Source organism: Leclercia sp. GHBNCSD (assembly GCF_055805075.1).
Genome location: NZ_JBQVYO010000002.1, coordinates 224,038 through 244,632 on the forward strand (window position 1 = coordinate 224,038; position 20,595 = coordinate 244,632).

General features: G+C 54.7%; 24 protein-coding genes and 1 pseudogene. 16 read left to right on the forward strand and 9 right to left on the reverse strand.

What is annotated here, in order from left to right; translation table 11 throughout:
- Positions 1-94 precede the first annotated feature (94 nt).
- Positions 95-676 (reverse strand): DUF4142 domain-containing protein, encoded by a 582-nt coding sequence (locus ACT3IC_RS21375; RefSeq protein ID WP_103179467.1) that lies wholly within the window; start codon positions 674-676, stop codon positions 95-97.
- Between the two features lie 396 nt (positions 677-1,072).
- Here ACT3IC_RS21375 and ACT3IC_RS21380 point away from each other — a divergent pair, with 396 nt between their 5' ends.
- The 3 genes from ACT3IC_RS21380 to ACT3IC_RS21390 all read left to right on the forward strand — a co-directional run bounded on the left by ACT3IC_RS21380 (position 1,073) and on the right by ACT3IC_RS21390 (position 3,144).
- Entirely contained in the window at positions 1,073-1,609 is a 537-nt protein-coding gene (locus ACT3IC_RS21380; protein ID WP_103179466.1) for a carboxymuconolactone decarboxylase family protein, read from the forward strand.
- A gap of 292 nt (positions 1,610-1,901) precedes the next feature.
- The gene (locus ACT3IC_RS21385; protein WP_156654437.1) at positions 1,902-2,150 is read left to right on the forward strand and encodes a hypothetical protein; all 249 of its coding nucleotides are present in this window, start codon (positions 1,902-1,904) and stop codon (positions 2,148-2,150) included.
- Positions 2,151-2,181: 31 nt separating this feature from the next.
- Complete coding sequence (locus ACT3IC_RS21390) at positions 2,182-3,144, forward strand: LysR family transcriptional regulator (protein ID WP_473479258.1); 963 nt, start codon at positions 2,182-2,184, stop codon at positions 3,142-3,144.
- Positions 3,145-3,179: 35 nt separating this feature from the next.
- Here the strand turns inward: ACT3IC_RS21390 and ACT3IC_RS21395 are convergent, their stop codons facing one another.
- Positions 3,180-3,323 (reverse strand): DUF1471 domain-containing protein, encoded by a 144-nt coding sequence (locus ACT3IC_RS21395; RefSeq protein WP_139156337.1) that lies wholly within the window; start codon positions 3,321-3,323, stop codon positions 3,180-3,182.
- A 61-nt stretch (positions 3,324-3,384) separates the two neighbouring features.
- Here ACT3IC_RS21395 and ACT3IC_RS21400 point away from each other — a divergent pair, with 61 nt between their 5' ends.
- From ACT3IC_RS21400 to ACT3IC_RS21430, 7 genes are all read left to right on the forward strand, one after another.
- Entirely contained in the window at positions 3,385-4,323 is a 939-nt protein-coding gene (locus ACT3IC_RS21400) for a GlxA family transcriptional regulator (RefSeq protein ID WP_156655468.1), read from the forward strand.
- Positions 4,324-4,477: 154 nt separating this feature from the next.
- Positions 4,478-4,666: a hypothetical protein gene (locus ACT3IC_RS21405; protein ID WP_263950870.1), complete on the forward strand. Its 189-nt coding sequence runs from the start codon at positions 4,478-4,480 to the stop codon at positions 4,664-4,666.
- Positions 4,667-4,670: 4 nt separating this feature from the next.
- On the forward strand, positions 4,671-5,432 hold the full coding sequence (locus ACT3IC_RS21410; RefSeq protein ID WP_156654434.1) for an SDR family oxidoreductase: 762 nt from the start codon (positions 4,671-4,673) through the stop codon (positions 5,430-5,432).
- Positions 5,433-5,476: 44 nt separating this feature from the next.
- The gene (locus tag ACT3IC_RS21415) at positions 5,477-6,679 is read left to right on the forward strand and encodes an MFS transporter (RefSeq protein ID WP_473479262.1); all 1,203 of its coding nucleotides are present in this window, start codon (positions 5,477-5,479) and stop codon (positions 6,677-6,679) included.
- 311 nt (positions 6,680-6,990) lie between these two features.
- On the forward strand, positions 6,991-9,180 hold the full coding sequence (locus ACT3IC_RS21420; protein ID WP_103179459.1) for a TonB-dependent siderophore receptor: 2,190 nt from the start codon (positions 6,991-6,993) through the stop codon (positions 9,178-9,180).
- 110 nt (positions 9,181-9,290) lie between these two features.
- Positions 9,291-10,079, forward strand: coding sequence for a phosphotransferase family protein (locus tag ACT3IC_RS21425; protein WP_103179458.1), 789 nt, complete (start codon positions 9,291-9,293; stop codon positions 10,077-10,079).
- Between the two features lie 85 nt (positions 10,080-10,164).
- On the forward strand, positions 10,165-10,404 hold the full coding sequence (locus tag ACT3IC_RS21430; RefSeq protein WP_103179457.1) for a DinI family protein: 240 nt from the start codon (positions 10,165-10,167) through the stop codon (positions 10,402-10,404).
- Between the two features lie 114 nt (positions 10,405-10,518).
- Here the strand turns inward: ACT3IC_RS21430 and ACT3IC_RS21435 are convergent, their stop codons facing one another.
- Positions 10,519-10,992: a hypothetical protein gene (locus ACT3IC_RS21435; RefSeq protein WP_473479265.1), complete on the reverse strand. Its 474-nt coding sequence runs from the start codon at positions 10,990-10,992 to the stop codon at positions 10,519-10,521.
- Between the two features lie 472 nt (positions 10,993-11,464).
- On the reverse strand, positions 11,465-12,349 hold the full coding sequence (locus ACT3IC_RS21440; RefSeq protein ID WP_103179455.1) for a LysR family transcriptional regulator: 885 nt from the start codon (positions 12,347-12,349) through the stop codon (positions 11,465-11,467).
- A gap of 115 nt (positions 12,350-12,464) precedes the next feature.
- Between ACT3IC_RS21440 and ACT3IC_RS21445 the strand changes: the two genes are divergently transcribed.
- Positions 12,465-13,598, forward strand: coding sequence for an alpha/beta hydrolase (locus tag ACT3IC_RS21445; protein WP_473479269.1), 1,134 nt, complete (start codon positions 12,465-12,467; stop codon positions 13,596-13,598).
- A gap of 60 nt (positions 13,599-13,658) precedes the next feature.
- Positions 13,659-14,834 (forward strand): MFS transporter, encoded by a 1,176-nt coding sequence (locus ACT3IC_RS21450; RefSeq protein ID WP_473479273.1) that lies wholly within the window; start codon positions 13,659-13,661, stop codon positions 14,832-14,834.
- 41 nt (positions 14,835-14,875) lie between these two features.
- On the opposite strand, the gene ACT3IC_RS21455 is transcribed toward ACT3IC_RS21450, so the two are convergent.
- Complete coding sequence (locus ACT3IC_RS21455) at positions 14,876-15,973, reverse strand: NADH:flavin oxidoreductase (RefSeq protein ID WP_156654428.1); 1,098 nt, start codon at positions 15,971-15,973, stop codon at positions 14,876-14,878.
- Positions 15,974-16,126: 153 nt separating this feature from the next.
- Between ACT3IC_RS21455 and ACT3IC_RS21460 the strand changes: the two genes are divergently transcribed.
- Positions 16,127-17,014, forward strand: coding sequence for a LysR family transcriptional regulator (locus ACT3IC_RS21460; protein ID WP_103179451.1), 888 nt, complete (start codon positions 16,127-16,129; stop codon positions 17,012-17,014).
- Between the two features lie 115 nt (positions 17,015-17,129).
- The gene (locus ACT3IC_RS21465; RefSeq protein WP_180210315.1) at positions 17,130-17,324 is read left to right on the forward strand and encodes a hypothetical protein; all 195 of its coding nucleotides are present in this window, start codon (positions 17,130-17,132) and stop codon (positions 17,322-17,324) included.
- 119 nt (positions 17,325-17,443) lie between these two features.
- On the opposite strand, the gene ACT3IC_RS21470 is transcribed toward ACT3IC_RS21465, so the two are convergent.
- The 3 genes from ACT3IC_RS21470 to ACT3IC_RS21480 form a co-directional block, all read right to left on the reverse strand.
- Positions 17,444-17,665, reverse strand: coding sequence for a hypothetical protein (locus ACT3IC_RS21470; protein WP_473479277.1), 222 nt, complete (start codon positions 17,663-17,665; stop codon positions 17,444-17,446).
- Between the two features lie 270 nt (positions 17,666-17,935).
- Positions 17,936-18,232, reverse strand: a complete 297-nt coding sequence (locus tag ACT3IC_RS21475) for a nitroreductase (protein WP_103179448.1) — start codon at positions 18,230-18,232, stop codon at positions 17,936-17,938.
- A gap of 27 nt (positions 18,233-18,259) precedes the next feature.
- Positions 18,260-18,463 carry a hypothetical protein gene (locus ACT3IC_RS21480; RefSeq protein ID WP_473479280.1) on the reverse strand — a complete coding sequence of 68 codons (204 nt, stop codon included), beginning with the start codon at positions 18,461-18,463 and terminating at the stop codon, positions 18,260-18,262.
- Positions 18,464-18,481: 18 nt separating this feature from the next.
- On the opposite strand from ACT3IC_RS21480, the gene ACT3IC_RS21485 reads away from it, so the two are divergent.
- Positions 18,482-18,754 (forward strand): hypothetical protein, encoded by a 273-nt coding sequence (locus ACT3IC_RS21485; RefSeq protein ID WP_156654425.1) that lies wholly within the window; start codon positions 18,482-18,484, stop codon positions 18,752-18,754.
- 60 nt (positions 18,755-18,814) lie between these two features.
- Here ACT3IC_RS21485 and ACT3IC_RS21490 read toward each other — a convergent pair.
- Positions 18,815-19,455: pseudogene (locus ACT3IC_RS21490) on the reverse strand (HD domain-containing protein).
- A 119-nt stretch (positions 19,456-19,574) separates the two neighbouring features.
- Between ACT3IC_RS21490 and ACT3IC_RS21495 the strand changes: the two are divergent.
- On the forward strand, positions 19,575-20,576 hold the full coding sequence (locus tag ACT3IC_RS21495; protein ID WP_473479283.1) for a GlxA family transcriptional regulator: 1,002 nt from the start codon (positions 19,575-19,577) through the stop codon (positions 20,574-20,576).
- Positions 20,577-20,595: the final 19 nt, after the last annotated feature.

The following is a 20,595-nucleotide window of genomic DNA, read 5'->3' on the forward strand; positions in this document are numbered from 1 at the left end:
CCGATTTGGGGAGAGAGCACAGGGAGGGTGCACCGCGATGGTGCCATGGTGGGCGGGGGAATCCCGCGCCCACTGGACAATCGGGTTACATGTTTTATTTCTTGTCTGAGTCCATCTTCATTTGCTCGGCTGACTTGAGGTGCTGCTCCACCACCGGGGTGTGCTCGTCGGCCAGGGCCTTCACATCGGGATCCTTGATGTTTTTGGCATCACTTTGCAGCTTAGAGAGCACCATCTTGTGATCCCTGGTGCCGGCATTTTCCATATACATCTTGTCAAAGTCGTCGCCGCTCGCTTTTTCCAGCTTATCCGCCATCGCCTTATGCTGCGCGTCCGGCTCGGTCGGCAGGGTCACCCCTTTTTTCTCGGCGACCGCCTGTACTTTAGTCAGGGCATTACCGTGGTCGTCGACCATCTTCTGGGCGAAGGCTTTAACGTCGCTGCTTTGCGCCTTGCTCAGCGCGATTTTAGCGGCGGCAACCTCATTGATATTGGCCTGGGCCATATCCTTCAACGCTTTTTCGTCACCCGAGCTGAGCTTTTCGCCCGCTGCAGTCTGGCTTGTGGCGCTGCTCTGGGCGGCGCTTGTCGACTGGGCCTGCACACCGACGGTGCAGAACATCGCGGCTACTGCCGATGCGGTCAGCAGCATTTTCAGGTTATTACGTTTCTGCATAGAGTTCTCCTGATGGTCATAGGTAAGATTGATGTCAGGTCATTAACCGCGCGTCGCCTCCTGTGGAAATGACAACCGCAGTTGTCAGTATAGGGGATGATTCTCCTCCCCCTGATTTAATGGGAATATTTACCGCAGCCGGGTTTACGGGTGTATAGCAACGATTACGCTACTGGCTCAAGCTGCTTCCGGCCTTACTGACGGTGTACGATAAGGTGCAACGTAATACTTATGCCGCTGTAATCAGCTCCATTTAACCTCTTCGAGAGAAAGTCTTAATTCGGCTGATCACTTTTTCCTCTTCTTCTGGCGCAGTACTGTGCTCCTGAACCCGACGTGACAAAACCATTACGTTCTGTCACCTGACAATTACCGCAATAAAATCAGGAGCAAATGATGAGCCGCTTACATACCATCACCGAAGGCGAAGCCACCGGTAAAACCGCACAGCTGTTCAGCGCCATCAAAGGCAGCATGGGTAAAGTGCCGAACGCCTATCTGACCATTGGCACGCAATCCCCGGAAATACTGGGCCAGATGTTGCAACTGAACGCCGCACTGCATAAGGGGAGTCTCAGTGCGCGCGAACTGGAAGCCATTAACCTTGCGGTAAGCGAAGAGTCTGGCTGTGACTACTGCCTGGCGGCACATACGCTGATGGCAAAAAAGGCCGGATACACTGACGATCAGACGCGTGAATTACGTGAAGCCCGCTTCAGCGAGGATGCGCACATTGATGCGCTGGTGAAGTTCGTTCAGTACCTGGTTTCATCCCGCGGTACCGTGGCGGCTGAGCATGTCGAGACCTTCCGTCAGGCGGGGTTCAGCGACCAGCAGGTCGTGGAAACTATCGGTGCCGTTAGCGCCATCCTGTTTACCAATATGGTGAACCGCGTGAACGACACCGTTGTCGATTTTCCCAAAGTGAGCTGAGGTTTCATAACGTCAGCGACGCAGGAGAGCGTAACCCTACGCCTCTCCTGATTTTTTACTTTTTAACGGGCCCGGTGCGTGAAGCGCCGGGCCTTTTTTCGTTAACGAAGATGTGGCGGGTGCGCCCCCTGCAACAGGTTTTGCCAGGCCCGGCGCGGCCTTGCTCAACAAGCAAGGAATTTAAAACCGATCGGTTTTTTTTATTTTCCGCAGTCTGGCTTTTTTGACGCGCAGAACGCATATTAAAACGATTGGTTTTTGCTGCAAAAACAACCGCATGGCTGGGACTACATTGAGGCCTTCCTTCTGGCTGCGCCCTTCAACAACCCCCGCCTTTGACGGCTGTTTTCTGGTTAACGCTTGCCGCGAGCCTGTCGAAGCGCTGACCCTTGTGCGCAACTTCCGCAGCGCAGTTGTGGCACAGCCAGGGCTGAACATTCCTGAAGAGGACGCCAGAGAGAATCGCGACGTGATGGCTGACATTATCTGGTCTACCCTGGCTGAAGCCTGCCCGCTAACGATAAGCCCGCTGTCAGCGTGAAACAGAAAGCCTTTCGTACTCTGGAGCCTGCATGATACGTCTTGAAGATGTGACCTTGTTCGTCCGTTCCGCCGCGCTGGGCAGTTTTTCCAGCGCCGCGCGCGAAGCCGATATTCTCCCCGGCCAGGTCAGCGCGGCGGTCAATCGCCTTGAGCGGGATCTGAATAAACGGCTGTTTGCCCGCTCAACCCGCAGCCTGCGTCTCACCGCCGAAGGGGAAGCCTGGCTGCCCTATGCGCAGGAGATGCTGAATATTCTGCAAGCGGGCGCGGAGCGACTTCAGAGCGGAGAAAATGAAATCCAGGGTGAGCTAAAAATTTCCGTCCCCTCAGATCTCGGGCGCAACGTTTTACTGCCCGTAATCACTGCGTTCTGCGAGAAGCATCCCGGAGTATCGCTGCGTATCTTCATATCCGATAACGTCAGCGATGTGTTTCGCGATCCGGTGGACGTGGCTATCCGCTACGGCGTTCTGGAAAACAGCAGCTACGTTGCTTTGCCTCTGGCGGAAGATAACCGGCGTGTACTGGTCGCCTCTCCCGCCTATCTGAATAAGAAGGGCCGCCCACGACAGCTCGACGATCTGGCTCTGCATCACTGTCTGCTTTATACGCTGAACGGTCATGTTTATGACAAATGGACCTTCCCGGAAAAGGGCGGCAGACGCCAGCTGACGGTGAGCAGCCGGATGCTGTGTGACGATGCGGATCTTGCCCGTCGCTGGGCCGTGGCGGGAATGGGTATTGCCTATAAATCATGGATCGATGTTAGCGCAGACGTGCTGGCAGGCCGGCTTGAGGTGTTGCTGCCGGAACAGCCTGGGGAGGGGGTGCCACTTAACCTTATCTGCCCTCACCGTAAACAGTTCTCGCCTGCGATACGCGAGCTACATGCGCAGCTGCGTGAAAAACTCAAAGCTGTCACGGCGCTGATGCACACTCATCCTGCTTTTTTGCCAGGTGCTCAGGATGCGCAACCCGCGGGCAGCGCCTGATAAAAGGCCATTTCAGGGGAATGGCCTTACCGGGCTTATTTTGACAGCGTTGCGGTCATATCAACCTGATTGCCGCTAGCGCTTGCGGTGATTTTATATTCTGCCCCCGCCTGCTGTGCCTGGCGGGCAATGTGTGCTTCCGCATCATCCAGAAACACGCAGTCAACGTCTGTGTTCATCCTGGTTTCGTCCAGACTGACCGCAGATGCGTATTGGTCAAAGAAGTATCAGGAGACAATGATGCACCGGGTAGGCTTACTGATTTCCGATCATTTTCAGGTTCTGGGGTTGTCCACGCTGAGTATCTTTGAGTTTGCGAATCAGGTGGCTGGCGAACCTTTTTATGACTGTAACGTTTATTCAGAGCGCGGCGGTTCTGTGAAAACCTCTTACGGCTTCGGCGTTGACAGCCAGCCTGTTGCTGCAAATATGGAGATCGATACCTGGCTGGTGGCGGGCGTGTTGACGCCCCTGGAGCTGCCCGCATCGCAGGGCATTGTTGATTTTCTGCAGACGCACGCGCCCCGGGCGCGTCGGGTGGCAGGGATCTGTACCGGGGCATTCGTGCTGGGTCAGGCGGGCCTGTTATCTGACCGTCGCGCCACTACCCACTGGATGCATGCGCAGAGTCTCAAGTCCCTGCATCCCACCACCCGGGTAGAAGAAGATCGCATCTTTATTATTGACGACGCAATCTGGACATCCGCGGGGCTTACCGCCGGGCTGGATATGGCGCTGGGCATGGTTGAGAAAGATCTCGGTGCCGAAGTGGCCCGCTCCGTGGCACACCTGCTGGTTATGCACCACCGTCGCTCCGGCGGGCAGACGCAGCACTCTGAGATGCTGATGCTCTCTCCTCGCAGCGACCGCCTGCAGTCAGCCCTGGAGTATGCGCGCAACAACCTCAGCAAACCCCTGACCATCGAGAGCATTGCGGATGCGGTCCACGTCAGCGCGCGGCAGCTCAGCCGCCTGTTCCGCACTGAAACGGGAAAATCGCCAGCCAAAGCGATTGAAGGACTGCGGCTGGAAAATGCCCGGCTGCTGATCGAGCAGAGCAAGCTGTCGATGGAGGTCATTGCCCGTGAATCCGGCTTCCGCGATCGCCGTCATATGCGCGAGGTCTTTATCCGGGGTTACGGCATTCCCCCCCAGTCGCTGCGCACCGGCAAAGCCTGACCCTCCTCTTTTTCTGGCTCCTCACCCTCCTGACTCATGATGACCGGCATCCGGCCATCATGATGTCCGAAATCACGACCTTTCTCGTCAGCCGCGCCGGCACCTGACTGCGTACTATGTATTCACCGACCCGATAACTGACAAGGTGAACAACATGACGCAGCATACCCACCTGGTCCGCGCCACCGCCACGCCGTGCTGTGACAATGACGGTCTGTCGGTTGACCCGCGCGATCCAACTATCGTCATGAGCGCACGGGAGAGGGTTGACGCGGCGCTCATCGGATTTGCTCGCGACCCACGTATTACCATTCCGTCCCTTAACGATTCTGCGAAGGAGTAAGACCATGAAACTGACCAATAACACCATCTTTATCACTGGCGGCACCTCTGGCATCGGCCGCGCAATGGCAGAAAAATTCCATCAGCTGGGTAACCAGGTGATCATTTCCGGGCGCCGGGAGGCGCTGCTGAAGGATGTCACCGCCGCCAGTCCGGGCATGGATTATGTGGTGCTGGATGTGACCCGCGCCAACAGCATTCAGGCCGCCGCAGAGCAGGTGCTGAAGCGCTATCCGGCCCTGAATGTGGTCATCAATAACGCCGGTATCATGCCGTTTGACAACGCGGCAGGCGAGCTGGATGACGCCCAGGCGGTTACGCTGCTGAACACCAATATTCTGGGGCCGGTGCGCGTCAGCGCGGCGTTTATTGAGCACCTCAAACAGCAGCCAGACGCCGTACTGATCAACAACAGCTCGGTGCTGGCCTTCCTGCCGCTGGCCACCAACGCGCTCTATTCGGCGACGAAAGCCGCGATTCACTCCTACACCCTTTCCCAGCGCTTCCTGCTGCGCGACACCAGCGTGCAGGTCATCGAAATTTCCCCGCCGTGGGTGGATACGGATCTGATTTACAAGAGCGGTGACCCGCGCGCCATGCCGCTGGAGGCGTTCATCAGCGAGACGTTTGACAAGCTCGGTACAGACACCATTGAAGCTATCGTCGATCGCGTGCTGCCTGTGCGCGATAACCCGGGGGCAAACGAGCATACCCTGGTAAACCAGTTCAACCAGTCGGTCGCGGATAACCCAATCCCTGTTCAGTAAGCTCTGCAGGGGCCTCGCGCCCCTGTTCTTTCCGGAGATGGATCATGAACGCTGTTATCACCGCTTCCCAGCGCCGTGCCCTGCGCGCGCTGAGCATCGCCTATTTTGTCCAGGCGACCGGTGCGCTCTCTGTCGCGGGTAGCCTGCCCGCTATTTCCGCCGCCTGGCAGTTGACCGATGCACAGAGCGCACGCTTGCTAAGTATTTTCGGCCTGACCTTTGCCCTGGCCGCCCCGCTGGTTCAGGTGATGTTTGGTCACTGGCGCCGTCGCCAGCTGGTGCTCACGGGCATCGGGCTTTTTGGCTCTGGCGCCTTCGCGTTTGCGCTGTCACCCTCCTACGATGCGCTACTCGCCTCCCGCATACTGATGGGCGCAGGGGCAGGATTTATCGGCCCGGTGCTGGTTGCGCTGGGTTCAGAGCTGGTTCATGAAGAGCAACGCGGTCGCGCTATCGGCATGGTACTCCTGGGGGTATCGATGGCGAGCCTCGCCGGTATTCCCCTCGCCGCGTGGATTGCCAGCCTGTGGGGAGCAAAAGCGCTTTTTGCCCTGGTGGGCGGCGTAAGCCTTTTGAGCGGGCTGAACATCCTCCTGACGGTGCCGGATGAGCGCACAGGGTCGCGCATCCGGCTTACTGAAATGGTCAGCGTCCTGTCACAAGGAAAATACCTGACGGCATTCCTGGTAGTGTTTTTCATTACCTCCGGTGTTTACAGCTTTTATTCGTTCATCGCCCCGCTCATACGCGATACCTACACCGGCGGGACGCAGGCTCTCTCCGCGGCGCTTGCGGTACTGGGCATCGCTGGGGTACTGGGCAACCTCTGGGTGACCCGAGCCGCCGCGCGCTTTACGTCTGAAAGGTTGCTGATGGCGGGCATGACGCTGCTGATTGTGGACACCGCGCTGATTGCCCTGCTGCCGAAAATGTTGGTCGTGTTGCTGGTGATGCTCGTTGTCTGGGCCTTTGCCACCGACCTGCTCTGGCCCAGTCAGCAACGCAGGATCGTTGAACTGTCGTCTGTCCGGCACCGTGGTATCGCTCTGGCGCTGACCAGCGCCTTTATGTTCGGCGGCATTGGATTTGGCTCTGCGGTAGCCTCGTGGGTTTATCCCCTGGCGGGATTTTACGGGCTGGCCGGCATATCGGTGACCTTTATTTTGCTGGCGCTGATCAGTCTGCTGCTGTCAGAAAAGCTCAGAAAACCTGTGGTAATCGCTGAGCCCTGTAAAAATGAAGCCTGAGCGCTGTATCAGCGATGCTGAGATCCCTGCCAGATAATGGCGGGGATGATTCATCACCATAGTAAGCGATTACTGTCGTGACGACAGCGACGCACGTGGGGCAACCTCTGGTATTTCCCCACTTAAGAGGCGGCGGCCCCCAAAACCACATAAATATCATGCCATTGTAGAAACAATTTTTAACATTACCTGTTTACATTGAAATGATTATTCATATCATCTTGATAATCACTATCACCTCTGCGGTGATGTTTTTGCGCTACGGGGCGTCCATGCCTCCGGCTCGTTGAAAAATCAGGATGATCACAATAATGAAATCGCACAGTTATCGCGCGCTAAGCTCTTGTTTATTCATGACATTAGCCGCCAATGCCTCTGCCGAAGTACAAAAAGATGAGACGCTGGTGGTCGCTGCCAGCCGTACCAATCACAGCATCACCGACATGGCGCAGACCACCTGGGTTGTGGAACAGGCTGAAATTGAACAGCAGGTTCAGGGGGGTAAGGAGCTGAAAGAGGTGCTGGCGCAGTTAATTCCCGGCATGGACGTCAGCAGCCAGGGGCGCACCAACTACGGGATGAATATGCGTGGTCGATCCATGATGGTGATGGTGGACGGCGTGCGTTTAAACTCCTCGCGCAGCGACAGCCGCCAGCTGGACTCAATCGATCCGTTTAATATTTCCCGCATTGAGGTCATCTCCGGCGCCACCTCCCTCTACGGCGGCGGCAGTACCGGCGGCTTAATCAATATCGTCACCAAAAAGGGCCAGCCGGAAACGGAAGTCGAGTTCCAGACCGGCCTGAAAACCGGCTTCAACAGCCATAACGATAATGACGAGAACGTCGCAGCGGCGGTGAGCGGTGGCAACGATAACGCTTCCGGGCGCCTGTCAGTGGCCTATCAGCGCTTTGGCGGCTGGTACGATGGCAATGGCGATGAGGTGATCATCGATAACACCCAGACCGGTTTGCAATACTCTGACCGTCTGGACGTGATGGGCACCGGCACGCTGAATATCGACGATCATCAGCAGTTGCAGCTCACCACGCAGTATTACAAAAGTGAATCTGACGGTAAGCACGGCCTTTATCTGGGCGAGAACTTCTCGGCAGTAACGGGCGCGGGCAACGCCTATAACAAAAACAATCTCGACTCCGACCGTATCCCCGGCACCGAACGTCACCTGATTAACCTGCAATATTCCAACACCGATTTCTGGGGCCAGGATCTGCTCGCCCAGATTTACTACCGCGATGAGAGCCTGACCTATTACCCCTTCCCTACGCTTTCCGGCGGTCGGGTCACCAGCATTGGCGCATCGCAGCAAAAAACCGATTTCTACGGCGGCAAGCTCACCATCAACAGCAAGCCGGTGGAGGCATTGACGCTGACATGGGGTGTGGATGCCGAGCATGAAACCTTCGACGCCAACCAGCAATTTTTCGACCTCAGCAAGGCGGCGGCCAGCGGGGGGATGAAGCTGGATAATGCCTATAACGTTGGACGCTATCCGGGCTACAGCATTACTAACCTCGCCCCGTTCCTGCAAAGTAGCTACGACTTCTCCGCGATCACCCTGAGCGGCGGCGTGCGCTATCAGTACACGGAAAACAAGGTCGATGATTTTATTGGCTATACGCAGCAGCAGGCCATTGCCACGGGCAGAGCGACCTCCGCAGACGCCGTGCCGGGCGGAAAGACGGATTACAACAACCTGCTGTTTAACGCCGGTATTCTGGGTCATCTGACCGAACGCCAGCAGCTGTGGTTTAACTTCTCCCAGGGCTTTGAGATCCCGGATCTGGCGAAATATTATGGCTCCGGCACCTATCAGCTGGTGAACGGTCATTATCGCCTGGTCAACAGCGTGAACGTGAACGACTCAAAACTCGACGGAATCAAAGTTGATGCCTACGAGCTGGGCTGGCGTTACACCGGGGATAATCTGCGCACGCAGATTGCCGGGTATTACTCTCTGTCTGACAAAACCATCAACATTAATAAAAGCGACATGACCATCAACGTTGAAGATGACGAACGTCGTATCTACGGTGTTGAAGGCCAAATCGACTATTTCTTCACTGACAGCGAGTGGAGCACCGGTACAAACTTCAACGTCATCAAATCGGAAACCCGCGTCGACGGAAAGTGGGAAAAGCTGACGGTAGACAGCGCCAGCCCGTCTAAAATGAGCGCATGGGTTACCTGGGCGCCGGGCGACTGGACGTTGCGTATGCAAAGCACCCAGACGTTCGACCTCTCTGATGAAGCCGGTAAGAAGATCGATGGCTATAACACCGTGGACTTCTTAGGCAGTTATCTTCTGCCGGTCGGTAAGCTGAGCTTCAGCGTCGAAAACCTGCTGGATGAAGACTACACCACCGCATGGGGCCAGCGCGCACCGGGTCTCTACAGCCCAACCTACGGTGCTGAAAACCTCTATACCTACAAAGGCCGCGGTCGTACCTTCGGCCTGAACTACTCGGTCTTATTCTGATCGTCTCCACTGCCGCCTGCAACGCGGGCGGCAGTTTTTAGCGCAACGGCCCATTTACGTTACACTCTGGATCCTGAGCAACCCACCCGCTACTGCTGAGAGGATCGTCTATGCCTGCACGGGATTTATCCAGAATGGGTGCCGCCAATGTGGCGCTAACGGTCAGTCATAGCGGTCAGGCCGTTATTGAAAAGTCTCCTGTTGGCGCGGTGGAGTTTGGTTTTTATCAGAACGCTGCGACGTCGCTTAACGAGGCGGGCATTGCGACTCCGGCGCTCTTTTCCGCCGATGCCACCCTGCGCAAATTATGCATGGAGTATATTCCTTACCCGGTTGAACAGTCTGATGTCGCCAGTGATGAGGTTCTCACGATGCTGGCACGTCTGCACCGTTATCCGGTGAATACCGCATGGCATTACCACCCGCACTCATGGTCAGAGAGGGCCCTCGAAAAAGCGCTCATCCTGCTGGCGTTACCTGAAAAAAGCGCACGGCAGCTTCAGCAATTTCAGCAGCGTAGTGATGTGCTGTTTAGCGGCCACCGTCTCATTTCAGGGGACAGCAATGCGGGTAACTGGGGAAGAAGAGAAAACGGTGAGGTCGTGCTGTTCGACTGGGAACGGTTTGGAAAAGGGAGTCCTGCTATCGACCTTGCCCCACTTATAAAGGGAATGGGGACGATGCGAGCGTATACGGACCTCGCTGAACGCTACTGCACGTTAACTTATCACCATAGTGTCAATGAATTAACGAGAGAAATTGCCATCGCTAAGGCATGGATTGTCACCGAAGTCATTGTGTTACTTTACGAGCGGCAAAAGAGCGCGTTCTCCTTGTATCAAACCTGGTATCAATCACACCTCCCTGACTGGTTAGAGGACACCGCACGACGATTATGAATACAGTCATACGGGCGACCTTGACAGGCATCATTACCCCGGTGAAAATGCTGTACATTAAAACAGTATTTATAAGGGGTATGTAATGTTCGTTGAACTGGTGTACGACAAACGAAATGTTGCCGGGCTTCCGGGCGCCAGAGAGATCATCCTGGCTGAACTGACGAAGCGAGTGCATCGGATCTTTCCGGATGCCGAGGTGAAGGTTAAGCCGATGCAGGCGAACGGCCTGAATAGCGATGCCAGTAAAAGCGATCGGGAAAAGCTGAACCGTATGCTCGAAGAGATGTTTGAAGAAGCCGATATGTGGCTGGTTGCGGATTAAGCTCAGAAAGCCGCGCACAATCATAGTAGGTGCCGCAGACCGCTTCGTGCCAGAAGCCGTTACTGACCCCTTCATTATGACCTGCCAGGATAAACCTTTTAAGAGTGAGAACGTTTAAAGACGTTTTGGCCGTGTGGCGAAGTAGACAACCGCTGCGCCGATAGCGACGATGAGGGTATCTTCAATCATGCCGCTTCTGGTCTGCCCAATTTCTGCTATGGCTTTTTTGCGTGCCGCAAGTGTGGCATAGGCAAGTGGCACAGCGGCAGAGATAGCGATTGCTGCCCCGGTTTTTTCTTCTCCCTTGGGTGCCAATGCGGCGCCCGCAATTCCTGCACTGGCCACACGCGCTGACAAGCCTAAAAACACGGTGCGGTCTGGCGCAGACTTCATCTTGTCGCCAAACAGCTCACCTGCCCCCATCGCTAATGCGCCAAATTTGAATAACGGACGGTCCAGCAGCATGAGACTCCCCGGAGTGTCGCGTCTGGCAAGGCGTGCTGCTGCGAGGGCCGCCATCGGCGTCATAGAACGGCAGCTGGCGACAACACCAATTAAAGCAGAATATACAAATCTGATTATTTTCATAATTAATCTCCCGGAGAAACAGAATTTTATTAATTATTGAGTGTTATTAGGGGGCAAGGCAGTCACTCCCGGCCTGATTCACGCATGTGTATGGCCACGTTTTTTAAGCGCTTTCATCTGAGTAATCAGTTGCATCCTGCACTGCCCTAAGCCTGTCTTACTGTGTCGGCAGAATGAAAACGTTGACCAGGGTGCAGCTTCCTGTGCAATTTCAACTGCAATAGTCATTATAGATGAATAGCCTGATATAGCTGATGACCCGGAGATATCAGATCTGATTGAGGTCTGACTTGTGAAGGCTGCAACAGAAGCCCTGTGCCAGAGCATTATGCTCAGCATTGGCTCCATGCCCGGCATCGGATAACCGTACTGGGCCCACATAGAAAACGGCCAGCCTGTCGGCTGCTCCGCCAGCGCCACCGTGATAGTAATGAGATAAGCGCTGCCCTTGCCCGGCTAACAAAACGTCCGCTCAGATTTTCAGCGTATCGATCACCGCTCTCAGGGCCGGTGAGACGTTGCGATGGGGATAATAGAGGAACAGCCCGTCCATGCGCAGGCTGAAGCGCTGCAACACCCGGATCAGCGTCCCACGCTCCAGATCGTTCGCCACCAGCTCGACCGGCACATAAGCCAGCCCCAGGCCCAGCCGGGCGGCTTCGGCTTCCATATAGCTGTCAGAAAATGCCCACTGCCCCTCGGGGCGATGGGTGACGCTTTTACCGTCCTGAATGAGCTCCCACTGATAAAGGCCCCCATCGGCAAACTGATAGCCAATACAGGGGTGGGCAACTAAATCCGCAGGCGTCTGGGGAAAGCCGTAGCGGCGCAAATGTTCAGGTGTACCGACCACGGCCATCTCCATGTCAGGCGTAATGCGCACCGCGACCATCCCCTGACCCACCTCCGGCCCCAGTCTGACACCTGCGTCGAAGCGTTCGGTAATGATGTTCACAAACCGGCTCTCATTCATCAGCTCCAGCCGGATATCCGGGTAGCGCTGTTTAAATATCGCCAGCTTCGGCAACAGACATTTATCAATGGCATGCTGACTGGCGTTAATGCGCACCGTACCGGAAGGCGTTTCACGGTAGTGCGCCAGCGTGGCAAGCCCGCTATCCAGAGCATCGAAGGCGGATTCTGTCGCCTGATAAAGTTGCTCCCCCGCCTGGGTCAGGGATAGCCTGCGCGTGGTGCGCACCAGCAGCTGCACGCCCAGCCGCTCTTCCAGCTCGCGAACAGAGCGGCTGATCCCCGACTGGGCCAACCCAAGCCGCCGGGCTGCGGCGGTGAAGCTCCCCTCCCGCGCCACCTGCATAAAGAGATAGAGCTCGTTGTAATTTTCCCGCTTCGCCATAACGCCACCAATTCATAACAATATGATATGAATCTTAGCACCCTTTCCCCTCTAATCATCACTATTACTGCTAACTATACTGGCCTCAACATCACAACACAGCCCGGTACCTCTTATGAAAACATTCACCCAAAAACTGACGGCAGCCATGCCTGCAATGCTGCTATGCGCCTCTTTAAGTGGAGTAACAACCATGAGTTATGCAGAGACAACCAATCCGAACGCCCCGGTGTCGATGGTCACCACATGGGACAAGACATTTGCTGAAAGCAAAAAGGTCGATCACCGTAAAGTCACCTTCCAGACCCGCTACGGCATTACACTCGTGGGCGATCTCTATCTGCCGAAAGACCGGGGCGATCGCAAGCTGGCGGCCATCGCGGTCAGCGGACCGTTCGGCGCAGTGAAAGAGCAGTCCAGCGGTCTCTATGCCCAGACCCTGGCGGAGAAGGGCTTTGTCACCCTGGCATTCGATCCCTCTTACACCGGTGAAAGCGGCGGGCAGCCGCGCAATGTCGCTTCTCCCGACATCAACACCGAAGATTTCAGTGCGGCGGTGGACTTTCTTGGACTACAAAAAGAGGTGGATCGCAACCGCATCGGTATCCTTGGCATCTGCGGCTGGGGCGGTATGGCGCTGAATGCGGCCTCGATGGATACCCGCGTGAAAGCGGTCGCCACCAGCGTGATGTACGACATGAGCCGGGCGATGGGCCACGGCGTGGGTGACGGTAAAGACCGCTACTCGGCAGCCGATCGCCATGCTGTGCTCGAGTATCTGAACGAGCAGCGCTGGAAAGATGCAGAGAGCGGCACCTTTGCCCATGCCGGACATGATATTTATGTCGAAAACGGCAAAGCGACCGCCGCTGAACGTATTCTGCCGGAAGCGTTACCTGCCGATCCGCATCCGGTACTGAAAGAGTTCTTTGATTACTACCGGGTGCCGCGTGGTTTCCACGAGCGCGCCGTAAACTCCACCGGCGCATGGACCGCGACCATGCCGCTGTCGTTCATGAACATGCCGCTTTTGAGCTATGCCAAAGAGATCGCCATCCCGACGCTGATCGTCACCGGTGAAAAGGCGCACTCGCGCTACTTTGCTGAAGATGCCTACAAAGCTGTCGGCAGCAAGCAGAAAGAGCTGGTGGTTGTCCCGGGCGCTAACCATGTCGATCTCTACGACAACGTCGCCGGTAAGATCCCGTTTGCGCAGTTCGAGCAGTTCTTCAAAACCAGCCTGAAGTAATCCTCTCCGTCACCTGTCCCTGGCAGGTGGCGTTGTTTTCCCCCTTCGTGAAATCTGATTATGTCCACACTGAGCCAAACCACACAGAGTAACGAACGCGCGTACTGGGGCGCTATTTTTGCCATGACCCTGTGCGTATTTGTCCTGATTGCCTCGGAGTTTATGCCGGTCAGCCTGCTGACGCCCATTGCCCGCGATTTAGGGGTCACCGAGGGTCTGGCCGGCCAGGGGATTGCCATCTCCGGCGCGCTGGCGGTCCTGACCAGCCTGAGCCTGACCCATATTGCCGGGAATATGAACCGTAAAACGCTTCTGCTGGGTATGACGGCGCTGATGGCGGCGTCCGGGCTGCTTATTGCCTTTGCGTCCAGCTACCTGGTCTATATGGTCGGACGCGCCCTGATTGGGATCGCCATCGGTGGCTTCTGGTCCATGTCTGCCGCAACGGCCATCCGCCTGGTGCCGCAACATCAGGTCTCCCGTGCGCTGGCGATTTTCAACGGCGGTAATGCCCTGGCAACGGTGGTAGCCGCCCCGCTCGGCAGCTATCTCGGAGCCACCATCGGCTGGCGCGGAACCTTTCTGTGCCTGGTTCCGGTGGCAATCATCGCGTTCATCTGGCAGTGCTTTAGCCTGCCGAAGATGGAGAATGACCGGGCGGCACAGGGTACGGTATTGCGCCTTTTCCGCCAGCCTGTGGTGCGCGTGGGCCTGTTAGCCTGCGGTCTGTTCTTTATGGGACAGTTCGCGTTATTCACCTACGTGCGCCCATTCCTGGAAACCGTCACCCACGTCAGCGCCTCCGGCTTGTCGCTGATCCTGCTTACCATCGGTATCGCGGGATTTGTTGGCACGCTGATTATCGCCGGCTTTTTAAATACACGCTTTTACCCGACGTTAATGGCGATTCCCCTGCTGATGGCCACCATTGCCGGAATGTTGATCCTGACCGGGCACAGCGTCTGGATCGTCGCCCTGCTGTTGGGACTCTGGGGTCTGCTGGCAACCGCAGCACCAACGGGATGGTGGACGTGGCTCGCCCGTACTCTGCCCGAGGATGCAGAGGCCGGTGGCGGACTGATGGTGGCGGTGATCCAGCTCTCTATCGCCCTGGGCTCCACGGCGGGCGGCATGGTGTTCGATAACGTTGGCTGGCAAAGCACCTTTGGCGTGAGTGCTATTTTGCTGCTGAGCGCGGGGGCGCTGACATTTTTGACGGCATCTAAAAACCAGTAGAATCAAGAAAATACCCCGGAGCACGCGCCGGGGCAGGAGGATCAGAGAGAAAGCTCAGAATCTTTAATATTGGCAATGGGGCCCAGGATTGAGCTGTCAAATTCGCGTAAGGTTCGGCCTGCGGCAACACGCTCAGGCCAGTCGTGATTTGCCAGCGCGCCGCGCCCAAGTGCAATGAAATCGGCTCCCTTCTCCATGACCTGTATTGCCCGCGCCTCATCGTGGAGACTGCCATTAGCCATAATCGTCAGCTGTGGCGCATATTTACGGGCCAGTTCGACAAGTGAGAGCGGGTTATCAGCAAATGCTGGCTGCCAGGCTTCATACTCCGTCAGGTGCAGATAATCGATACCGGATTGCGCAAGCAGCGAAAATACCACCCGGGCATCGTCTTCCCCATTAGCCCATTTATGGAAGAAGTCGTTCACTTTCCCCTGCGAGATACGGATCCCTACCGGAATATCATGACCTACTCGCTGTCTGACAGACTGAATGACGTCAAGGCTGAGTTGAAGGCGGCCAGCGATGTCCCCGCCCCAGCGGTCAGATCGCGGGTTGGTGTAATCCGTGAAGAACTGATCGAGAAGATAGCCATTGGCACCATGGATCTCCACACCATCAAAGCCAGCGTCGAAAACGGCAGCCGCAGCCGCATCGGCAAAGCTTGTGATAATCTTCTGGATCTCCTCTTCACTGAGTTCACGTGGTACAGGATACTCACCTTTTCCACGATAAAATGACATCTGTTGGCCCACTGGACGAACGGCGCCTGGTGCCACTGTTCCCGTCCTGAAATAGTTCCCCTGCGACAATGCGCCAGCGTGCTGGATTTGGGCAAAAATGTGGCCGTTATGCTTGTGGACTGCGTCGGTGACGTTGCGCCATCCCGCAATCTGTTCCGGGCTGGTTAAGCCAGCCTGAAAAGCATAGGTCTGTGACCATTCCTTATCAATGTAAATACCTTCTGATATCACCAGGCCGAATCCACCCCGGGCGAAGTCTTCGTAGTAAATCGTCATACGATCGCTGGCGATGCCCTCCACTGAGGCGGTGACACGGGTCATGGGCGCCACCACCAGACGGTTTTTTAAGACAACCTTTCCAATATGCCCCGGGGTAAAAAGGGATGATTTGTTCATACGTTACTCCTGATTAATTAAATCGTAAACGCACTATAATCATTGTTTAATCAGGCTTAAACGGGGCAAAATGATAAGGCTGTATAACGTTTATCGTTATAATCACGATGGCCGTTAGATAACTTTTGCGCTGATTCTGATACCGGAGCCGCTATGAATTTGCAGGATGTTTCACTCTTTCTCGTTATCACCGAAACGCGCAGTCTGACGCAGGCAGCGAAACGACAGGGTCTTTCCGCCATGGCCGTTTCAAGACGCCTCGCCTCCCTTGAACACGAGCTGGGAACGCGCCTTTTACAGAGAACGACGCGCTCTGTCTCTTTAACTCAGGAAGGAATGGAATTTCTGCCTTACGCACGGGCGCTTATTGATGCAGAGGCAGGTGCCCGCGCGCTATTCTCTCCCTCAACCCAGGGCGCGTCCGGATTACTGAGGATCACTGCCCCATCAGGCTTTGGAAGACGAAATATTTTGCCTCTGGTTTCTGAACTGTTAGCGGACAATTCAAAGCTGAATATTGACCTTCAACTCAGCGAGAATGTAGTTGATATTGTTGGGAAAGGATTCGATGTCGCCATCCGCATCGCGCCATTAAAAGACTCCACGCTCATTGCCCGCAAAATTACTGATAATCCGCGGATCGTCTGCGCTTCACCCGATTACCTGAAGGCGAATGGCGTACCTCATTTTGTTGAAGATTTACTGCAGCACAGTTGCCTCAGACTCAGCAGCGTGCCTCAATGGCTGTTTGAACGTGATGGTGACGTTATCAGGATCGGTGTTGATGGGCGTTTCAGCTCCGATAACGTCGAAGGAATAAGAGAACTCTGTTCTCACGGACTGGGCATTGCGCAGCTTACCCGCTGGGATGTCATGAAAGAGCTCCACGAAGGCACGCTTGTTGAGATTAATTTTTCTGATGTCAGGCCGCAGGCGTTATCGGTCTGGGCCGTACTGCCAACAACACGTTATCTTCCTCTGCGGGTCAGTATGTTTATCGATAAATTGAAGTCATCGCTGATCTCAACCGCTACGGGCTGAAATATGTCACGACAGATCTCTCTTTTTCAGTCCGGAGATGGCCCCCGCTCAATGCCATATTGCCTTGATTGACGTCCTGACGGGTATGTAAGGCGTTGTTCCGACCGCCGGGCTGATGGCGAAACAAGCCCGTCTCCAGGGGCTGGTGGTCGGCAGCAATCGTATGCGGCAGGACGTTGTCAGAGCGCAGAATCAGACCGGGATCCGCCCCGCCATTTCCGACAGGTTTGAAGGGCTGGCCTCTGTCAGCGAAGCATTCAGCCTCCTTGCGGGCGGAAAGCACTTCGGGAAAATCACAGTTGAATGGTAAGCCATGGATTGCGGCACCTGCATTAATATCGGCTGTACCATGAGCGAATCGCTGAACGATCTGTTTGCTCTGGTGAAATAGGCGCTATATCTCAGACAGGCTGACCTGACGTGGTTGCGTCAGCCTGCTTTATACGCCACCCACTCTTGCCAGACATTTTCTGGGTCAATATCGCGGTAGCCGCGCTCTCTGATCATATCGTTGGCCGCCTCGTCCGGCAGCCGGATGGCCGTAGCACCATCGCGGATTGCCTCTACCTCTTCCTGTGTTAACGCCCGCCTCAGCTCCTGCTCTTTATCAATCAGGACGACGATTAAGGCGGGCACAAAAATAATCTGCATATTTATAATCCCTTAATATGTTTGCCTGCCACTTTATCACTGGCTGTTAAGGTATAGCGCCTGAATCGTGAATTTCATCAGGACGGCAGCTTATGACGCTATAAATCCGGCAAGCCGCTCTGGCAGATGTGGTGCTACTCAGTGCGCTGGGATGCAGTACCTATCGTGCTCACTTTACTCATGTGGGTGTCAGAGGAATAATTGAATGCCTTTTTAAATGAAACAGGCATGCCCGGCATGCCATCTCTCTCTATCTACCTGAAGTGGACATTATTCATTTACGCTGACGTTCAGCCTTTTAGCTTCCATCGTTATTAACTTTTGGGCAACCGTCATATCGCCGCCGTGAACACGATCTATCAGGTTCTGGATGAGCGTAACCATCAAAAAACTTTTGTTAGCAGGAGAGAAATCAGTCATATCGATCCCGCTCTCCTGGAGTTCATGGTGTGCTGCCCTCTCTGTTTCTTCAACAATTTCAGCCGCTTTCTCGTTCATCCGATCAATGTGTGCAAAGACAATACGATTGATCATTTCTATCTGTTCTGGCGTGAAATTTTTTTCCATTATTGTCCCTCGAGAAGGTTAGAAACTCTAAAAATCGGTCATATTGCAACAAATATAATAAATGAATACAGCACCACTTAAATAGTAAGACATTCTTAAGTTTAAAACGGTCAGAGCCTGCTTACGCATCTGTTGCAGTTCATACTTCATGCAACCCCAGACGCCGCGCAGGTTTACCGCCGTGACGCGGTCGAAATCCTCTGCTGTTGCGTCCGCGATCTCTGCCAGCACATTCTGGATCCCGGCGTTGTGGAAGGCGATAACGAGGCGGCCAAAGGTGAGTCGGAGACCCTTTTAATCCTCGCTTCACTGGCGCTGGATATTCAACCTGAACGGGCCGAAGTAGAATTATATCTGTTACGGTACATGGCAGAGCAACGGAGAGATCTTCACACGCAAAAAACAGCAGCATTGGTCTGGCTCAATCTATCTATGCGCCAACCGTTAACTTCCGCAAAAAGGCGCATGACGTCTTCAGCTAAACGTCATGCGCCGCCTGTGAAGGCATCATCCATATTTTAAGGTGAAGGTCATCCCTGATATTTAACTGCTGCCCTCATTCAATTATTGCGTTGCAGCGGCTCACCCTTGCCAGCGTGACTGCCGGATAATATTGCAGAAGTTAAAAGGAGTGAAACCGGGTTCCTTATCCTTAATAACGTCAGCCTTTACGTTACCGAATGTCGTCTGCGGCTTGTGTTTTATACCGTCATAAAATGCCTGAATAATATCCTCTTTAAATGTTGGCGTACGGGGATACTGCTGCGTAACCGCTTTAATATCTGCTTCTGAAAATTTTTCATAATCGATTCCCAGCACATCCATTTCCACGCCTGCGGTAACCAGGGCTATTTCTGGTGCCATGAACTCAGGTATGCCTGGTGTGGTATGAGTGCAATGGCTGTCCATACCTTATCAATGTCGGCAGGAGCGATACCATATCCCTCCAGAAAGGTACGTGCCGCATTGGCGCCGTCTACTTCAAAACGTTTGTCACAGCTGCAATGCTCATGGGTGAGTCCAATGTCATGAAACATACAGCCAATGTACAGCAGCTCACTGTCTACTTTCAGGCCTCTTTCCTGCCCAGCCAGGGCCGCCCAGTAATAAACCCGGCTTGAATGATTAAACAGCAGCTCTGTTTCGGTGTCCCTGATAAATTCCGTGGCTTCTCTGGCCATACGGCTGTCCGGGACGCTGATACCTTTAATTGCAGCACTCATGAATAACTCCTTAGATGGCTATGGTGTACCTCTAAATTAGGGTTTATCATTCATGTCTGCCACCGTACTTTTACGACGAATAAGGACATCTGGATCTATTCAGACGCCGGGAGGAGAAAATGAGTCATACCATAGCCATACTGGCGGTGCCGGGCGTGCAGTTGCTTGATGTAGGTGGGCCTATAGATGTTTTTGCTGAGGCTAACAGAATCCTGGGACGTCAATTTTATCGTCTGTATGTCGTTTCCGTCAGTGGCTCTGCTGTGCAGGCCTCGTCCGGCGTCAGGCTGGCGGCAGATTTTTCACTCGCGGATATTTCAGAACTCGTTCCTGATACGTTTCTCATTGCGGGCGCACCAGGTATGTCTGGTTATACGCCAGAGAGCAATATCCTGGCGGGTATTACCGCTTTATGCGAAAAAAGTGAGCGGTTTGGATCCGTATGTACTGGCGCGCTGCTGCTGGCGCTTACCGGAAAACTCAGCGGTAAGCAGGTCACCACCCACTGGAATTGTGCGGAACTGCTTTCTATCAGACATCCTGAAATAGTCGTGGAAAGCGATGCGCTGTTTATCGCCGATGGTAGGGTGCGTACTGCCGCCGGTGTGACATCCGGCCTCGATCTGGCATTGAGGTTGGTGGAGGAAGATCTGGGGCGGGAAATTGCGGCCGAGGTTGCGGATCAGTTAGTGATGTTCTTTCGTCGGCCTGTTAATCAGTCGCACTTTGTCAGACGAAGCCAACTTTCCCTGAACGGACGCTCAGCACTCCAGGATCTTCAGCGTTGGGCAATTCAGAATATTAAAGAGATTGGCTCGGTTGCCATGTTGGCGCAACACATCAACCTTAGTGAGAGGCACCTTACGCGTATTTTTCGCCAGGAGATCGGTTTGACCCCGGCTCAATGGCTGGAGCGTGAGCGCGTGTCAAAAGCGCGCTTGCTGATTGAAAAAGAGAAGCTGCCCGCGAAAAAAATAGCCGCAGAATGCGGTTTCTCAGGTCCGGATGTCATGCGGCGTGTGTTCAGTCGACTCACAGGCATGACGCCTGCCGCCTATCGGAAGATGGTAGGCCAACAGGAAGACTTCCCCACCCAAGTTTGCCCTAAACTCACTGAATAACGGCTCTGTTGTTGTTAAC

What these genes read in the sequence shown, in the direction of transcription:
- ACT3IC_RS21445 (WP_473479269.1), top strand. Translation starts at nt 12,465, where the DNA reads ATGAAAACATTCACCCAAAAACTGACGGCAGCCATGCCTGCAATGCTG.
- ACT3IC_RS21390 (WP_473479258.1), top strand. Translation starts at nt 2,182, where the DNA reads ATGATACGTCTTGAAGATGTGACCTTGTTCGTCCGTTCCGCCGCGCTG.
- ACT3IC_RS21470 (WP_473479277.1), bottom strand. Translation starts at nt 17,665, where the DNA reads ATGCAGATTATTTTTGTGCCCGCCTTAATCGTCGTCCTGATTGATAAA.
- ACT3IC_RS21400 (WP_156655468.1), top strand. Translation starts at nt 3,385, where the DNA reads ATGCACCGGGTAGGCTTACTGATTTCCGATCATTTTCAGGTTCTGGGG.
- ACT3IC_RS21495 (WP_473479283.1), top strand. Translation starts at nt 19,575, where the DNA reads ATGAGTCATACCATAGCCATACTGGCGGTGCCGGGCGTGCAGTTGCTT.
- ACT3IC_RS21450 (WP_473479273.1), top strand. Translation starts at nt 13,659, where the DNA reads ATGTCCACACTGAGCCAAACCACACAGAGTAACGAACGCGCGTACTGG.
- ACT3IC_RS21425 (WP_103179458.1), top strand. Translation starts at nt 9,291, where the DNA reads ATGCCTGCACGGGATTTATCCAGAATGGGTGCCGCCAATGTGGCGCTA.
- ACT3IC_RS21475 (WP_103179448.1), bottom strand. Translation starts at nt 18,232, where the DNA reads ATGGAAAAAAATTTCACGCCAGAACAGATAGAAATGATCAATCGTATT.
- ACT3IC_RS21420 (WP_103179459.1), top strand. Translation starts at nt 6,991, where the DNA reads ATGAAATCGCACAGTTATCGCGCGCTAAGCTCTTGTTTATTCATGACA.
- ACT3IC_RS21375 (WP_103179467.1), bottom strand. Translation starts at nt 676, where the DNA reads ATGCAGAAACGTAATAACCTGAAAATGCTGCTGACCGCATCGGCAGTA.
- ACT3IC_RS21440 (WP_103179455.1), bottom strand. Translation starts at nt 12,349, where the DNA reads ATGGCGAAGCGGGAAAATTACAACGAGCTCTATCTCTTTATGCAGGTG.
- ACT3IC_RS21430 (WP_103179457.1), top strand. Translation starts at nt 10,165, where the DNA reads ATGTTCGTTGAACTGGTGTACGACAAACGAAATGTTGCCGGGCTTCCG.
- ACT3IC_RS21395 (WP_139156337.1), bottom strand. Translation starts at nt 3,323, where the DNA reads ATGAACACAGACGTTGACTGCGTGTTTCTGGATGATGCGGAAGCACAC.
- ACT3IC_RS21465 (WP_180210315.1), top strand. Translation starts at nt 17,130, where the DNA reads ATGGCGAAACAAGCCCGTCTCCAGGGGCTGGTGGTCGGCAGCAATCGT.
- ACT3IC_RS21435 (WP_473479265.1), bottom strand. Translation starts at nt 10,992, where the DNA reads ATGAAAATAATCAGATTTGTATATTCTGCTTTAATTGGTGTTGTCGCC.
- ACT3IC_RS21460 (WP_103179451.1), top strand. Translation starts at nt 16,127, where the DNA reads ATGAATTTGCAGGATGTTTCACTCTTTCTCGTTATCACCGAAACGCGC.
- ACT3IC_RS21455 (WP_156654428.1), bottom strand. Translation starts at nt 15,973, where the DNA reads ATGAACAAATCATCCCTTTTTACCCCGGGGCATATTGGAAAGGTTGTC.
- ACT3IC_RS21410 (WP_156654434.1), top strand. Translation starts at nt 4,671, where the DNA reads ATGAAACTGACCAATAACACCATCTTTATCACTGGCGGCACCTCTGGC.
- ACT3IC_RS21405 (WP_263950870.1), top strand. Translation starts at nt 4,478, where the DNA reads ATGACGCAGCATACCCACCTGGTCCGCGCCACCGCCACGCCGTGCTGT.
- ACT3IC_RS21380 (WP_103179466.1), top strand. Translation starts at nt 1,073, where the DNA reads ATGAGCCGCTTACATACCATCACCGAAGGCGAAGCCACCGGTAAAACC.
- ACT3IC_RS21415 (WP_473479262.1), top strand. Translation starts at nt 5,477, where the DNA reads ATGAACGCTGTTATCACCGCTTCCCAGCGCCGTGCCCTGCGCGCGCTG.